The 16,064-nt window shown below is 72.4% G+C and carries 5 protein-coding genes; 2 read left to right on the forward strand and 3 right to left on the reverse strand.

Annotated features, from left to right (window positions below; all coding sequences use genetic code 11):
- Positions 1 to 91 precede the first annotated feature (91 nt).
- Positions 92 to 6,646 (forward strand): Ig-like domain-containing protein, encoded by a 6,555-nt coding sequence (locus ACWPN5_RS25065; protein ID WP_492298036.1) that lies wholly within the window; start codon positions 92 to 94, stop codon positions 6,644 to 6,646.
- A 116-nt stretch (positions 6,647 to 6,762) separates the two neighbouring features.
- Here ACWPN5_RS25065 and ACWPN5_RS25070 read toward each other — a convergent pair whose 3' ends face one another.
- Together ACWPN5_RS25070 and ACWPN5_RS25075 are read right to left on the reverse strand one after the other, a co-directional pair.
- On the reverse strand, positions 6,763 to 8,622 hold the full coding sequence (locus tag ACWPN5_RS25070; RefSeq protein ID WP_492298038.1) for a tetratricopeptide repeat protein: 1,860 nt from the start codon (positions 8,620 to 8,622) through the stop codon (positions 6,763 to 6,765).
- Positions 8,619 to 10,130, reverse strand: a complete 1,512-nt coding sequence (locus ACWPN5_RS25075; RefSeq protein WP_492298039.1) for a tetratricopeptide repeat protein — start codon at positions 10,128 to 10,130, stop codon at positions 8,619 to 8,621. Before ACWPN5_RS25075 ends, ACWPN5_RS25070 begins: the two co-directional genes overlap by 4 nt.
- Before the next feature lie 144 nt (positions 10,131 to 10,274).
- Between ACWPN5_RS25075 and ACWPN5_RS25080 the strand changes: the two genes are divergently transcribed.
- A complete protein-coding gene (locus ACWPN5_RS25080; RefSeq protein WP_492298041.1) occupies positions 10,275 to 12,200 on the forward strand; it encodes an O-linked N-acetylglucosamine transferase, SPINDLY family protein in 1,926 nt (641 codons plus the stop codon).
- On the opposite strand, the gene ACWPN5_RS25085 is transcribed toward ACWPN5_RS25080, so the two are convergent.
- Complete coding sequence (locus tag ACWPN5_RS25085; RefSeq protein ID WP_492298043.1) at positions 12,181 to 15,987, reverse strand: tetratricopeptide repeat protein; 3,807 nt, start codon at positions 15,985 to 15,987, stop codon at positions 12,181 to 12,183. The two genes, ACWPN5_RS25080 and ACWPN5_RS25085, sit on opposite strands and share 20 nt — an antisense overlap.
- Positions 15,988 to 16,064: the final 77 nt, after the last annotated feature.

Consider the following 16,064-nt stretch of genomic DNA (forward strand, 5'->3'; position numbering starts at 1 on the left):
GGTGACGAACAACACGGCGGACACGACGCCGCCGTCGATCACCAACGTCACGATCCCCAACCAACCGGCCCAGGTCGGCGATACGGTGACGGTGACGATCACCGTGGCGTCGGACAGCGACACCTACACGCTGGGCACCGGCAGCACGGTCAACGGCTTCGCGCTCGCCAACCTGACCAAGGTCAGCGCGACCACCTACACCGCCACCTTCACCGTCACCGCCGACGGCCAGCGCACCGGCGACCGCGCCGCCAACCAGGACATCCCGGTCAACATCGTCCTGGTCGACAGCGCCAGCAACGCCAACACCCCCTACACCACCCCGATCAGCCAGACCAACGACCGCATCGACACCAACGCCCCGCCGGTCCTCGCCGTCCCGACCACTCCGCCGACGCTGGTCGACACCTCGGCCAACGACACCTTCCCGCTGATCGACGGCCAGCTCTCCGCCACCGACCTGGAAGGCGACACGCTGACCTTCTCCGTCGCCGGCTCGCAGGCCTCCCCGGTCCAGCACGGCAGCGTCACGCTCAGCAACGGCGTCACCTACGACACCTGGTCCACCGGCCCGGGCGGCACCGCCTACGTCAACAGCCAGACCGGCCACTACGCCTACGTCTTCGACGCCGCCTTCCTCAACGGCGTCCCCGCCGGGCCGATGCAGGGCACCAGCACCTTCACCGTCTCCGACGGCAACCGCACCGTCGAGCGGCAGCTCACCCTCAACTTCACCGGCGCCAACGACAGCCCGATCCTGTCCAACGACGTCCGCAGCCTGGCCGCCATCGACCAGGGCATCGCCGACGCCGCCAACACCGGCACCACCGTCACCGATCTGCTCGCCTCCGCCGGCACCGCCACCGACGCCGAGTACGACAGCCCCTTCCCGCTGGTCACCGTCGTCCCGCTGGGCATCGCCGTCACCGGGGTGACCAACAGCAACGGCACCTGGCAGTACAAGGTCGGCACCGGCGCCTGGACCGACATCCCCACCGGCCTGTCCAACGGCTCGGCGCTGCTGCTCGCCGGCTCCGACCGCCTGCGCTTCGTGCCGAGCGGCTCGGGCTTCGCCAACACCGACACCGGCGCCATCACCTTCAAGGCGTGGGACCGCACCAGCGGCACGGCCGGCGCCACCGCCGACACCAGCGGCGACGCCTTCAGCACCGGCGGCGCCACCGCGACGATCCGCGTCGACGCCGTGCCGACCCTGGCCGCGACCGGCGGCGCCAAGACCTTCGGCGTCGGGGTGGACGCCTCGACCAGCCTGTTCAGCGGCGTCGCCGCCTCCACGGTGGAGGCCGGACAGAGCTTCCGCGGCGCGGTGTTCACCGTCAGCGGGGTGGTGGACGCCACCGAGGTCCTGACCATCGGCGGCACCGACGTCGCCCTGACCAACGGCGCCACCGCCACCCTGACCGGTCTCGGCGTGGCGGGCGGCAACGCCGGCGTCACCGTGTCGGTGGTCGGCGGCGTCGCCACGGTGACCGTCACCGGGCTGGAGCGCAGCGACGCGCAGATGAGCGCTCTGCTCGGCGGCGTCACCTACAAGAACACCAGCGCGACGGCGACGCTGGGCGACCGCACCGTGGCCATCGCCGGCCTGACCGACAGCGGCGGCGCCACCGGCAGCGCGACCATCTCCGGCGTCAGCGCGGTGGTGAGCGTGGCCGACGTGACGCCGCCGGCGGCTCCGGTCGTCACCAGCGCGGCGCTGACCAAGAACGCCACGCCGGTCCTGGCCGGCACGGCGGAGGCGGGCAGCACGGTGACCGTCACGGTGGGCGGGGCGACCTACACGACCACGGCGACCAACGGGACCTGGACTCTTGACCTCGCCACGGCGACGCCGACCACCGGCTCGCTGAGCCTGAACGCCAACGGCACCAACGCGGTTTCGGTGACAGCCAGGGACGCGTCCAACAACACGTCGACGGCCGGCACCCAGACGCTGACCATCGACACGACGGCGCCCACCGCGCCGGTGGTGACCAGCGCCGTGCTGACCAAGAACGCCACGCCGGTCCTGGCCGGCACGGCGGAGGCGGGCAGCACGGTGACCGTCACGGTGGGTGGGGCGACCTACACGACCACGGCGACCAACGGCACCTGGAGTGTCAACCTCGCCACGGCGACGCCGACCTCCGGCTCGCTAAGCCTGAACGCCAACGGCGCCAACGCCGTCTCGGCCACCGCCACCGACGCCGCGGGCAACACGTCGACGGCCGGCACGCAATCGCTGACCATCGACACGACGGCGCCCACCGCCCCGGCGGTGACCAGCGCCGTGCTGACCAAGAACGCCACTCCGACCCTGACCGGCACCGCCGAGGCCGACAGCACGGTAACCGTGACCATCGGCGGGGCCACCTACACGACCACGGCAACCAACGGCACCTGGTCGATCAACCTCGCCACGGCGACGCCGACCTCCGGCTCGCTGAGCCTCAACGCCAACGGCGCCAACCCCGTCTCGGCGACGGCCACCGACGCCGCGGGCAACGTCTCCACGGCCGGCACGCAGTCGCTGACCATCGACACCACCGCGCCCTCCGCCCCGACCGTCACCACGGCGTTGACCAACAGCACCACCCCGATCCTCGCCGGCACGGCGGAAGCGAACAGCACGGTGACCGTCACGGTGGGCGGCGCCACTTACACCACCACGGCAACGGGCGGCAACTGGTCGATCAACCTTGCCACGGCGACGCCGACTTCCGGCTCGCTCAGCCTGAACGCCAACGGTGCCAACCCGGTCTCGGCCACCGCCACCGATGCCGCGGGCAACGTCTCCACGGCCGGCACGCAGTCGCTGGTTGTCGACACCACGCTGCCCAACGCCCCGGCGGTGACCAGCGCCACGCTGACCAACAGCACCACCCCCACCCTGACCGGCACGGCGGAGGCGGACAGCACCGTCACCGTCACCATCGGTGGCGCCACCTACACCACCACGGCAACCAACGGTACTTGGTCGATCAATCTCGCCACGGCGACGCCGACCTCCGGCTCGCTAAGCCTGAACGCCAACGGCGCCAACGCCGTCTCGGCGACGGCGACCGACGCCGCAGGCAACACGTCGGCGGCCGGCACCCAGTCGCTGACCATCGACACCACCGCCCCCACCGCCCCGGCGGTGACCAGCGCCGTGCTGACCAAGAACGCCACGCCGACCCTCACGGGTACCGCCGAGGCCGACAGCACGGTGACCGTGACCATCGGCGGGGCGACCTACACGACCACGGCAACCAACGGCAACTGGTCGATCAACCTTGCCACGGCGACGCCGACCACCGGGTCGCTGAACCTGAACCTCAACGGGGGCAACGCCGTCTCGGCCACCGCCACCGACGCTGCGGGCAACGTCTCCACGGCCGGCACGCAATCGCTGACCATCGACACCACCGCGCCCACCGCCCCAGCGGTGACCTCGGCGGCGCTGAGCAACAGCACGACGCCGACCCTGACCGGCACAGCGGAAGCCGGCAGCACCGTCACCGTCACGGTGGGCGGGGCGACCTACACGACCACCGCGACGAATGGTTCCTGGAGCGTCAACCTCGCCACGGCGACGCCGACTTCCGGCTCGCTCAGCCTGAACGCCAACGGTGCCAACCCGGTCTCGGCCACCGCCACCGATGCCGCGGGCAACACGTCTTCGGCCGGCACGCAGTCGCTGGTTGTCGACACCACGCTGCCCAACGCCCCGGCGGTGACCAGCGCCACGCTGACCAACAGCACCACCCCCACCCTGACCGGCACGGCGGAAGCGGACAGCACGGTGACCGTCACCATCGGCGGCGCCACTTACACCACCACGGCAACCAACGGGACCTGGAGCGTCAACCTCGCCACGGCGACGCCGACCTCCGGCTCGCTGAGCCTCAACGCCAACGGAGCCAACGCCGTCTCGGCCACCGCCACCGATGCCGCGGGCAACACGTCGGCGGCCGGCACGCAGTCGCTGACCATCGACACCACCGCGCCCACCGCGCCCTCGGTGACTAGCGCCGTGCTGACCAACAGCACCACCCCCATCCTTGCCGGCACGGCGGAAGCCGGCAGCACCGTCACCGTCACGGTGGGTGGAGCGACCTACACCACCACCGCGTCCAACGGAACCTGGAGCATCGACCTCGCCACGGCGACGCCGACCACCGGCTCGCTGAGCCTCAACGCCAACGGCGCCAACCCGGTCTCGGCCACCGCCACCGATGCCGCGGGCAACACCTCGACGGCCGGCACCCAGTCGCTGACCATCGACACCACGCTGCCCGACGCCCCGACCGTCACCAGCGCGGCGCTGAGCAACAGCACGACGCCGATCCTCACCGGCACCGCCGAGACGGGCAGCACGGTCACCGTCACCGTCGGCGGCGCCACCTACACCACCACCGCGTCCAACGGAACCTGGTCCATCGACCTCGCCACGGCGACGCCGACCACCGGCTCGCTCAGCCTGAACCCGAACGGCGCCAACGCCGTCTCGGCCACCGCCACCGACGCCTCGGGCAACGTCTCGGCGCCGGGCACCCAGACCCTGACCGTCGACACCACCGCGCCCGACGCCCCCACCGTCACCACGGCGCTGACCAACAGCACCACCCCGACCCTGGCCGGAACGGCCGAGGCGAACAGCACCGTCACCGTCACGGTGGGCGGCGCCACCTACACCACCACCGCGTCGGGGACCGGCGCCTGGAGCCTGAACCTCGCCACGGCCGTCCCGACCGCCGGCACGCTCAGCCTCACCGCCAACGCCGCCAACCCGGTCGCGGCCACCGCCACCGACGCGGCGGGCAACAGCTCGACCCCCGGCACCCGGTCGCTGACCGTCGACACCACCGCGCCGACCGCCACCGTCCTGTTCGAGGACGACAGCATCGACGCCATCGAGCAGTCCAGCGCCGCCTTCACCATCAGCGGCGGCGAGGCCGGGGCCGCCTTCACCTGGACCATCACCTCCGCCGGCGGCGGCCAGGTCTCCGGCAGCGGCGTGATGAGCGAACCCACCGCGCGCGTCGAGGGCCTCGACCTCTCCGGCCTGGGCGACGGCACGCTGACCCTGACGCTGGGCCTGACCGACCCGGCCGGCAACGCCTCGGTGCCCTTCACCGCGACGACGCAGAAGCTCACCGCCACGGTCGACAAGCCCGCCCCGGTCGCCCCGCCGCCGGTCGCCACGGTCGACGGCGCCACCGTCAGCGGCGCCGTCACCACCAACGGCGACGGCACCCGCACCACCACCGTGACCATCGCGGCCAGCACCGCCACCCGCGTCGAGGACAGCAACACCGCCAACCCCGACCTCGCCGACGTCCCGGTGGTGCGCGAGCAGGTGGTCGACCGCCAGACCGGCGAGGTCTCCACCCAGACCACGCTGACGGTCAGCGTCTCCACCGGCGTCGCCGTCACCGCCACCGGCAGCGCCGAGCGCCAGACCGCCTCCCAGGCCCTGACCGGGCTGAGCGGCCTGATCGCCGCCATCGAGGCGCGCACCGACGAGGGCACCACCTCGCGCGGCAACCTGACCGGCGGCGGCTCGGGCTTCCTCTCGGTGCTCTCCACCCAGGCCCAGCTGCTGGTCCGCGCCATCGACTTCACCGCCCCCGGCGTCGCCGCCGGCCAGGCGGTGCAGACCAAGGTGACCGGCAACACGCTGGGCGGCACCGGCACCGCCAGCACGGCGCCGACCGCGGTGGTGCTCAACACCACGGGCCTGGCCGGGCCGGTGAGCATCCAGCTCGACAACGTCGAGTTCGCCGCGGTGGTCGGCAACGCCACGCTGGTCGGCGGCGACGGCGAGCAGATCGTCTACGGCGACGACCACGAGCAGTACATGCATCTGGGCGCCGGCGACGACATCCTGCACGGCGGCGGCGGCAACGACACGATCACCAGCGCCGGCGGCAACGACACGCTGTACGGCGACGACGGCGACGATGTGGTGCACGGCGGCGAGGACGACGACTGGCTGCTCGGCGGGGCGGGCAACGACCTGATCGGCGGCGGCACGGGCAACGACCGGCTGTTCGGCGGGACGGGCGACGACCTCCTGTTCGGCGAGGAGGGCGACGACACGCTGACCGGCGAGGAGGGCAACGACACGCTGGTCGGCGGTTCGGGCAACGACCTGCTGTTCGGCGAGGACGGCGACGACCTGCTGGCCGGCGACGACGGCGACGACACGCTGAGCGGCGGGGCGGGCAACGACACGGCGCTGGGCGGGGCGGGCAACGACCTGATCGGGCTCGGCGCCGGCAACGACCTCGGGGTGGGCGGCGACGGCAACGACACGCTGTTCGGCGAGGAGGGCGACGACACGCTGTTCGGCGGGGCGGGCAACGACCTGCTGCACGGCGGGGCGGGCAACGACGTGCTGTTCGCCGACGGCGGGGCGGACACGCTGTGGGGCGGGGCGGGCGCCGACCTGTTCGCCTTCGGGCGGTCGTCGGGCGGCTCGGTGGTGATGGACTTCCAGGTCGGGGTCGACCGGCTGGCCCTCTACGAGGCCGGCATGGACCTCGGCGCGGTGATCCGCTCGGCCCGGGTCGAGGGCGGCAACACCACCCTCGACGTCGGCGGGGGCAACCGCATCACCATCGTCGGACAGACCGGAAACGTCGCCGCCTGGTTCGCCTGACAACAGGCGCGACGCCCGCAACCCATCGGCGGCGGCCTCCTCGTTCGGGGGCCGCCGCCCTCACGCCGGTCGGAGCGCCAATGCCCTCACCAAAGTCGCTTCGGCCGGTTTTCCGTTCAGCGCAGGCCGGCGTCGTCGAGGATGGCGAGCAGGCGCTCCGCCGCGCGGGCCCAGGTGAAGCCCTGCACCAGATGGTCGCGGGCCGACGGGCGGCCGGAGTCGTCGCCGTGGATGATGGCGCCGAGGATTCCGGCGGCGGCGTCCTCGTCCGGGTCCCACCAGTCGAGTCCGTGGAACGGCGCGTAGTGCTCCGTGCTGTAGGGCAGGCGGGCGGGGCGGACGGACGCCGGGATCAGCCGGGCCACCCGATCGTCGAGGTAATCCATGTAGGATGAGTGGCGCGGCGCGATCAGACTCAACCCCAGCGCCCCGGCCTTGGAGAGTGGCAGGTCCCAGCCCTCGCCGTGCGACATGCTCCAGTAATGGGTCGCCGCCCGCAACAGCCCCGCCATGTCGGCGTCCGACAGGAGCTGGTTGATCAGCACCACCGGCGCCGCGTCGGCCATCCGCTTCCCGACGGCGGCCTCCGTCCGGAGGACCAGTTCACCAAGTTCCGCGGCGAAGGCCGGGTTGTTCCCCTTGCCCAGCTTGAGGATGAGCACCGCGTCGTCGCCGCGCGCGGTGGCGCGCAGCCAGACCCGCAGCAGCCCGTCGATGTTCTTGCGGGGAATGAAATCCGAGACGTTGATGAAGCGGTGCCGGTAGCTGGAGACCAGCCGTCCGCGCGGATCGACCAGAGTTGGCACGCCGCTGCCGCCATCGGAGTCCTCCGGATCGACCCCCAGGGGACAAACTCGCAGACGATCCTCCGGAAAGCCCTGCGCCGCCCAGGCCATGCGGGACGACTTCGTCGGCACGATGATGAGATCGCTGTGCTCGCTCTGGCGCCGCCACGCCGGCGGTATCCGGGTTCCCTCGAACATCGTGTAGGTCACCGTGGCCAGGCCGGGCACGCGCTCGACCGCCAGCGGGATGAGGAAGTTCACCAGGGCCTTGGCGGGAACCGGCGGGTCGAGATTTTCCTCTTTCCAGGATTCATGACCGAAGATCCCGATCGCCTGGAGGGGCACGGCCCGTTGGCGCAGCGTCCGGATGAAGCGTTGGCAGAAATAGCCGTAGCCCGTGGCGCTTTCGAGCGCGCCGCGGACCGCCAGTCCTGGTTCCGGCACTGCTTTCGACCCTGTCTTCGACTCCGGGGCCCGCACCGCCGATGCGGCGGTCCGGTAACGCCCGCAGCGGGCCAGCCCGATGGTCGGATCAACGGCGGACGGGTCGAGCCGGAGCGCGCGGTGGAAGGCCCGGGAAGCCTTGTCCAGCCGCCCGAGGCGCAGCAGCGTTTCGCCAAGCTGGCTCTGAGCGGAAGCGCCATCGGGCGCGATGGCGATCGCCCGGCGCAGAGCCCGGGCCGCCGCCGCCATGTCGCCGGTGAGCATCGAGACCAAGCCAAGATTGTACCACTGCACGCCCGCGTCGGGGTCGAGGCGCGCGGCGCGCCTCAGCAACCGGGCGGAACCGTCCAGGTCCCCCGTTTCCTGCGACACCACGCCCAACCGGCTGACGGCGGTTGCGGCCTCCGGCTGCAGCGCCGCCAGCGCGCGTAGGGTGCACGCGGCGGCCGACCATTCCCGGCGGTGCTGCAGGACGATGCCGAGGTTGGTCAGCGCCGTGGGGCTGAGCGGATCGATGCGGGCAGCCTCGCACAGCGCCTCCCTGGCCGCGCCGTCCTGGCCGGCCGAGAACAGCGCGACGCCCAGCAGGTTGAGCGCCTCGGGCTGTCGCGGCTCCACCGCGAGCACGGCCCGGCAGGTGTCGATGGCCTCGGCCATCCGCCCGGCCTGATAAAGCCGGGACGCCGCCTCGATGCCGGCCGCCGCGCTGCCCGCCCCCCCAGTGGCCGCCGTGGTGCTGCCCGTCATGGCGTCCCCACGGTGCGCCGGGCGGCTTTGGCGGTGATCTCGGCGGCAATCCGGGCCATCACCCCATCCCAGTCGTTCCGGCGCGTCATGCGGAACAGGCGGGTCGCCGGATACCAGGGCGTGCGGTCGGGAAGGCGCATCCAGCGCCAGTCGCCCAGCCAGGGCAAGGCCAGGAACACCGGGCGCCCCATGGCCCCGGCGATGTGGCCGACCACGGAATCGCAGGCGACGATCAGGTCCATGGACTCGATGATCGCGGCGGTGTCGACAAACCCTTCATCCTCGCCTTTCCCGTCCCTGTCCGGCAGCGAAACGATTCCCGGAGGGTCGTCGGGCCGCTCCCACCGGCCGGGGCCGTCCGCCTTCTGCAGGCTGAACAGCCGCACCCCGGAAAGGTGCGCCAAGCGTGCGAAGCGTTCCAGTGGAATCGAGCGGTCGGTCCCCGCGGCGCGCCACTGGATGCCCACACGCAAGTCTCCTGGCCGACCCGCCTCGGCGATCCGCCGCCGCCAGAAGGCCACGCGGTCCGGATCGGCCCGCAGATACGGAACGCCGCAGGGAATCGTCGCCGCCGTCGTCCGGCAGCGGTGGGGCAGGCTCATCAGGGGCAGGAGGCAATCGGCCTCGGGAAGCGGCTCGCCGTGCGCGACCAGCGCATCGATGCCGGGAACACCGGCGAGGAGGCGCTTGAGCGGGGGCTGGCATTCGAAGACGGTGCGGGCGCCCATGGCCTTGAGCACCGCCATGTAGCGGATGAACTGCACGGTGTCGCCGAGCCCCTGCTCGAAATGGACCAGGATGGTCTTGCCCTCCAGCGGGCCGCCGTCCCACAGCGGCGTGGCGGGACGCTCGCGGTTCCATTGCCAGACGGCTTGCCGGCTGCGCCATTCGTACTCGGGCGCGCCGTCCTCGAAGTTTCCGGCGGTGAGCAGGCTGACGCCGAGATTCTTGTGATGTTCAGGCGACGCCGGCTCGATATGGACGGCCCGACGGTAGCTGACCGCGGCCTCCTCCGGCCGCCCTTGGGAGAGAATCGCCGCCCCCCGGTTGTTGTTGGCCGCCGCCGCGCCCGGTTCCAGCAGGACAGCCAACCGATAGGCGGCTTCGGCCCGTTCGGGCTCATCCACGGCCATCAGCGCGTTGCCCAGGGTGAACGCCGCCTCCGGGTAATCGGGGCGCAGCGCCACGAGCCGGAGAAGCGGCGCCACCGCCTCTCCGGGGAGGCGGCGCTCGATCAGCAGCGATGCGTACTGGAACAGCGTGTCGGCATCGTCCGGCCGCAGGCGATGGGCGGCCCGCAGCGCCGGCGCGGCCCTGTCCAGGCGCCCCAGGCCGCGCAGGACCGTCCCCAAGACGAACCAGACCACCGGATGCTCGGGCCGGATCGCCGCCGCCGCCTGAAAGGAGCGCGCCGCCTGGTCCAGCGATTCGGCCTCGACGTGACCGAGGCCGGAGCCGAAGCATCGGCCGAACGCCTCGCCGGACCCGCCCGACGCCTCTTCGATCACCCGCCCTCTCCATCCGATTGGTCGACCCGGCAAATGGGTTTGGAAATGCCGCGCCGGATGGTAACTCTTTTCGTGAGGAATTCACGCTCCCCGGCCACTCCCGCACCGGTGCGCAGGAGAGGGGCGGCGGCACCGAGGGGAAGCATGACCACGGCCCGGCACTTTGCATCCCCCGCCGAAGCGCTGGGCTACGCCGTGACGCTGCACCAGGACGGACGGCACGCCGAGTGTGGCGCGGTGTGCCGTGCGATCCTGGCCGTCAAGCCCGACCATCCCGGCGCCTCCTTCCTTCTGGGTGTCGTCGCCTTCGCGCTGGGGCGGATGGAGGAATCGCAGCGCCGCTTCGCCGTCACCCTCGCCCTGGAGCCGGATCTGACCGACGCCTGCCTCAATCTGGCGCTTGTGCTGCGCCGCCGGGGCCGTCTTGCCGAGGCAGTGGCGCTCCAGGCGCGGGCGATCCGGCTGTCCCCCCGACCGGCCGATGCCGGGCAGGTCACCGCTCTCGGCGCGATGCTTCGCGAACTGGGCCGGACCGTGGCGGCGCGGACCGCCCTGCGCCGGGCGGTGGCGCTGTCGCCGGACAACGCCGAGGCGTGGCGCGAGTCCGGCCACGCGTGGCGCGATGGCGGCGCGTTCGGCGCGGCGGCGACCGCCTACGGGCGGGCCTGCCGGCTCGATCCCGGCCGCACCGAATCCCTCGGCGACCGGCTCCATGCCGCCCTCTCCCACTGCGACTGGAGCGCGTACGACGCCCTGTGCCAAGAGGTGCTGGCGGTCATCGACAGCGACCGGGGGATCGCCCTGCCGCTGCTCACCCTGCTGATCGACACCAGCCCGGCGCAGCAGGACCGCGCCGCCCGCCATTTCCACCGTGCGGTGGTGCGACCGATGGGAACCCCGCAAGCCGTCGCGGCGGCTCCGGTGGCGCCGGCTCCCGGTCCCGATGGCCGGCTCACCGTCGCCTACCTCTCCGCCGACTTTCATGAGCACGCCACCGCCTATCTGGCGGCCGAGCTGTTCGAGCTGCACGACCGCAACCGCTTTCGCGTCATCGCCTGTTCCTACGGTCCCGACGACGGCGGCCCGATGCGCCGTCGGCTGGAGGCCGCCTTTGACACCTTCCACGACATCCGCGGGACCGATGCCGATGCGGTGCAGGCGCTGCTCGCGGCCGAGGGCGTCCACATCTCGGTGGATCTGAAGGGCTACACGCGGCACGTCCGCTTCGATCTCCTGGCGCGCCGGCTCGCGCCGGTGCAGGTCGCCTATCTCGGCTATCCGGGGCCGATGGGCGGCGACGCCGTCGACTATCTCATCGGCGACCGCTTCGTCACGCCGCCGGAGCATCAGCCCCATTACCGGGAGCGGCTGGTCATCATGCCGGACTCCTATCAGGTCAACGACCGGCGCCGGCCGTTGGACGCGCCGCTGCCGGAGCGCGCCGCCTGCGGCCTGCCGCCGGACGGTTTCGTCTTCTGCGCGTTCAACGCGCCGTTCAAGGTCACGCCGTCGCAATTCGGGTTGTGGATGCGGGTTCTGGGGCGGGTGCCGGGGAGTGTGCTGTGGCTGCAGCATCCCGGCCGTGAGGGTGTGGACAACCTGCGGCGGGAGGCGGCGCGGCGCGGGGTCGACCCCGACCGTCTGGTCTTCGCCCCCCACCGACCGCAGGCCGCGCACCTCGCCCGATACCGCCTGGCCGACCTGTTCCTCGACAGCTTTCCCTACACCGGCCACACCACCGTTTCGGACGCCCTGTGGATGGGGCTGCCGGTGGTGACGCGGATGGGGGATACCTTCGCGTCGCGTGTGGCCGCCGGTCTGCTGAACGCCGCCGGCCTGCCCGAGACGGTCACCACCAGCGTCGATGCCTACGAGGCGCTGGCGGTTCGGCTGGCCGGCGATCCGGCGAGGCTCGCCGGCTACCGCCGCCGCCTCGACGCCGGGCGGGCAACGGCGCCGCTGTTCGACAGCCCCCGCTTCACCCGTCACCTGGAGATGGCCTACCGGACGATGTGGAACCGGCACGCCGCCGGCCTGCCGCCGGAGTCCTTCACGGTGCCGTCCCTGTAGCCAAGGCTTTGGCCGCGGCCTGCTCCAGCGCCGCCCGCACGTCGACGACGACGGATGCCCAGTCGCCCGGCGCCGCTTGACGGAACAGGCGCATGGTCGGGTACCAGGGGGTGGTGTCGCCGCGCTCCAGCCAGCGCCAGTCGGCGATGTCCGGCAGCAGGGTCCAGACCGGTCGGCCGAGCGCCCCGGCCAGATGGGCCGGCGCCGTGCAGGAACTGATGACGAGGTCGAGGTTTTCCATGATCGCCGCGGTGTCGGCGAAGTCGGCGATCTCCGCGCCGAGGTCGGTGAAGGAGGGCGGCAGCGGGCCGCAGGTCTCCAGGTCCCGCCGTCCAGCCCCCTTTTGCAGGCCGTAGAAGGCGACGCCCGGAACGTCCAGCAGCGGCCGCAGGGCGTCCAGCCCCGGCGAGCGTCGGCGGTCGTCCTTGAACTCGGGGTTGCCGGCCCACACCAGCCCGACCCGCAACCGTTCTCCTGTCTTCCGACCCAGCCTCTGCCGCCAGAACCCGACCCTGTCCGGTTCGGCGTGCAGGTAGGGGACCTCGGCGGGGACGGTCGCCAGCGTGGTGCCGAGCCGGTGGGGCAGGCTGAGCAGAGCGGCGTGGACGTCGTGCGGCGGTGGCGCGTCGGAGCGGCCGACGACCCCGTCCACACCGGGGAGCGTGGCGAACAGGCGGACGAGCAACTCGCTGCACTCGACGAGCACGCGGGCGCCCTGGCGGCGCAGCAGGGGGGCGTAGCGGGCGAACTGGATGCCGTCGCCGAGCCCCTGCTCGTCGTGCAGCAGGATGGTCAGCCCCTCCAGGTTTCCGCCCTCCCACACCGGGGTCGGCAGGCCGCGCGGCGCGACCTGACGGTCGGCCAGACGGGTGCGCCATTCGTATTCCCGGAATCCCGCCTCCAGCTCGCCGCGCAGCAGCAGGCAGGTGCCGAGCAGGGTGTGCGCCTCGGCATGGTCGGGGTCGCGGTCGAGGAGGCGGTGGCACTCGGCCTCCGCGTCCCCGATGCGCCGCAGCTTGCTGAGCACCAGCCCGAGATTCAGCCGGGCCGTGGTGAAATCCGCGTCGATCGCCACCGCCCGACGCAGGACGCGGGCCGCCTCTTCGTCCCCGCCGGTCCGCAGGGAAAGAGCGAGCCCCAGGTTGCTGAGCACGCCGGGTTCGGCGGGGGCCAGCGCCAGCGCCTGCCGGCCGACGCCGACCGCCTCGTCGTGGCGGCCCAGATTCTTCAGCGCGATGCCCAGGTTGGCACGGGCGCGATGGTCGTCGGGGGCGAGGCGGACCAACTCCCGCAGCACGCCCTCCGCCTCGCCGTAGCGCTGGCGCATCAGCAGCGCGTGGGCGAGGTGGGAGCGGTGGAAGGTGCCGAAGGGATCGAGGGAGGCGCAGCGGCGCAGCGGCCTGACCGCCTCCTCCGGCGCGTTGCGGCCGAGCCGCTCCATCGCCAGGGCATGGAAGGCGTCGATGGAGGCGGGGTCGAGGACCAGGGCACGACGATGCTCCGACCCGGAGTCCGCGACCGGCTCCGGTGGGACCGGCGGGCCGGCTTCCGGCGAGATCCAGCCGAGCGCGCGGAAATGGTCGATCCGCTCGCGGATCAGCCGCGGGAAGCCGGCGTCGATGGGGACGGGAACCACGGCCGTCCACATGCCGGGAACCGCACCGCCGTCAAAGCGCCCGGTGGCGTAGAAGCGGTCCAGCCGTTCGCGGTTCGCCGCCGGGTCCTGATCGAAGGCCGCGATCATCTCGCGGTGCGCGAAGGCCTGCAGCTTGGCGCGGAAGCGCTCGATCCCGCCCATCCAGGTGAAATGCCAGCCGGCGTCCGGGACGACGCGCCCATGCCCCAGCTTGGTCAGGTAGCGGGCGCGGTTGGCGCCGATCCGGCGGATCAGCTCCCAGGGCGCGGCGGCCACCGACACCCAGGGATCGGGCGACTTGAGGTCGAGGAAATACAGGAAGATGTTGAGGTGCGGAGCGAACAGCGAGCGGCCGTCATCCGGTTCCCGGCGCAGCCGCTCGATCACCCAGGGGCGGAGGATCTCATCGGCGTCCGAGACGATGATCATGTCCGTCGGGTCGCAGCCGCCGAGACCGCGGGTGATCGCGTCGCGCTGGTGGGCCTCGCGCTGCCACGCGAAGCCGCCGGGATCGTCGTCGACGACGACGTGGATGATCTTGTCGGCGTAGGCCGCGAACCGCGCGCGGTTTTCCGCGTAATGGAGGGGCTTGGGATCGCCGGCGTGGGTGAACGTCGCCTCGACCAGGACGAAGCGGTCCACCACCGCGTCCAGCTCGGCCAGCCGCACCTCCAGGAGGTCCAGTTCATTGTAGAACTGGAAGCAATCGTAGATCCGGCGCCCGCCGGGTGGCGGGGCCGCGGGCGGCGGCGTGTCCGTCAGCGTCGTGACGTAGGCGAACCAGGCGTCGAACCCGCGCAGCGTCGTCCAGACGGCCGACCGGTTCTCCTCCGTGTTGTGGTCAAGCCGCAGGGACTGCTCGAGGAGCGCGATCAGCGCCCGCGCCTCCGCCCGCCAGGCCAGTTCCTCCTCGGCTGGAGGGCGGGCGTTCAGGTGAGTGCTCAGGGCGTTCAGCAGGCGCTGCTGCGCATCGGCCAGACTGGCGGTGACGGCCGCCCCCGCCGTGCCCGCCGCCGGAGCATCCTTGCGATCGCCTCTCAGCTCGTCGAACCACGCCAGCCAGTCCCCGGCCCGTCCGGCCCAGCTCATCCCGGTGCTGACGTGATCCACCTGTTCGCGAAGCCGGCGGCCGGTGGCCGCGCCCTCGTCGCGCCACTGGAGCAGGGCCGTCCGGGCGGCTTCGGCGAAGCGGACGGCGTGTTCCGCCGGGTCCTCCGGAACCGGAATCAGCCGGGCGAAGCCGGCCGTGGTTTCCGGCAGCGCCCCCAGCGCGCTGGACACGATGAGGCAGCCGGCGGCCAGCGCCTCCATGACGGCGATGCAGGAGGTCTCGGCGAAGCGGTTGGGGTAGGCGAGGCCGGTCGCGTCGCGCAAGGCTTCGGCCAGGGCGCTTTGGGAGACCGCCCCCACATACTCCACCCCCTCGGTCTCCCGGCAGCGCTGGTAGAGGGCGCCGTAGGGATCGCGGTCGGCGGGAACCTGATAGCCGTCCAGGCTGGAGAACACCCGGACGGTGGTTCCGGGGATCGCCGCCCGCAGGCGGGGAACGCTGTCGAGCAGCACGTCGAGGCCGCGGAAGGGCGTGCTGGTGTAGGCCAGGACCGGCGGCCAGGGCTTCGCCGCCCTGATGTCGGCCCCCGGCGGGAACAGGCCGGAGAAGGCGGGCGCGATGCCGTTGCGCAGGATGCGGCAGAGCCGGCGGTCGAGGCCGAACGCCGTGACGTAGCCGTCCATCTGCCAGCGGCTGACGAAGGCGTAGCCGTCCCAGCAGGCGCGGGCCTCCGGCTCGGCGAGGCATTGGGCGGCGGGTTGGTCGACCGCGTGCTGCATCCACAGAAGCAGCTTCCGCCCGCCGTCGAGGGTCGCGCGCAGCCGGGCCAGCGCCTCCGTCGGACAGCCGTTGAGCAGCGCCACGACGTCGAAGGCGCGCAGGTCCTCCCAGGACACCGCGCCGGCGGGCAGGCAGCGCACCCCGCGCACCAGGCCGGGCGTCCGTGTGCCGTTGACCAGCGTGACCTCAAGCCCGGCGGCGGCCAGCGCCTCGGCGAGGTAGCACAGGGCCGACTGCGAGCCGCCGAGCGGGTGCAGCCTTGGCGTGTCCGGCGTGTAGTCCCCACCCGCCGGGTCGAGAAAGGCGATCTTGACGGTCATGCTGGCTCGGGCTGACTGGCTCGCACGTGATGGCTGGCGCGGAACAGCGGCTCGCGCTGTGGATCAGCGCCCGCGTT

It is taken from the genome of Azospirillum sp. UENF 211521 (assembly GCF_058780535.1).

Bases quoted from the DNA above. Each gene is read 5' to 3' on its own strand.
- ACWPN5_RS25070 (WP_492298038.1), bottom strand. From the start codon at position 8,622: ATGACGGGCAGCACCACGGCGGCCACTGGGGGGGCGGGCAGCGCGGCG.
- ACWPN5_RS25080 (WP_492298041.1), top strand. From the start codon at position 10,275: ATGACCACGGCCCGGCACTTTGCATCCCCCGCCGAAGCGCTGGGCTAC.
- ACWPN5_RS25085 (WP_492298043.1), bottom strand. From the start codon at position 15,987: ATGACCGTCAAGATCGCCTTTCTCGACCCGGCGGGTGGGGACTACACG.